General features: G+C 49.8%; 2 tRNA genes. Both read left to right on the forward strand.

Going from position 1 to position 235, the window contains the following annotated elements:
• The first annotated feature begins 1 nt into the window (after position 1).
• Positions 2 to 77, forward strand: a tRNA-Gly gene (locus tag AB4323_RS24440).
• A 70-nt stretch (positions 78 to 147) separates the two neighbouring features.
• Positions 148 to 224: transfer RNA gene (locus AB4323_RS24445), tRNA-Met, on the forward strand.
• Positions 225 to 235: the final 11 nt, after the last annotated feature.

Genomic DNA, 235 nt, shown 5'->3' on the forward strand with positions numbered 1-235 from the left:
TGCGATACTAGCTCAGTTGGTAGAGCGCAACCTTGCCAAGGTTGAGGTCATCGGTTCGAACCCGATGTATCGCTCCAAATTCTCTCTCACGCTTTATGCTGAAGATGAAAATGGTTTAGTCTCATTGTCTTAAACAATGCATCCGGACGCGGGATGGAGCAGTTTGGTAGCTCGTCGGGCTCATAACCCGAAGGTCGTCGGTTCAAATCCGGCTCCCGCAACCACATTACAGTTA

This window comes from Vibrio sp. 10N.261.52.C11 (assembly GCF_041471405.1).
GTDB classification, from domain to species: domain Bacteria; phylum Pseudomonadota; class Gammaproteobacteria; order Enterobacterales; family Vibrionaceae; genus Vibrio; species Vibrio crassostreae_C.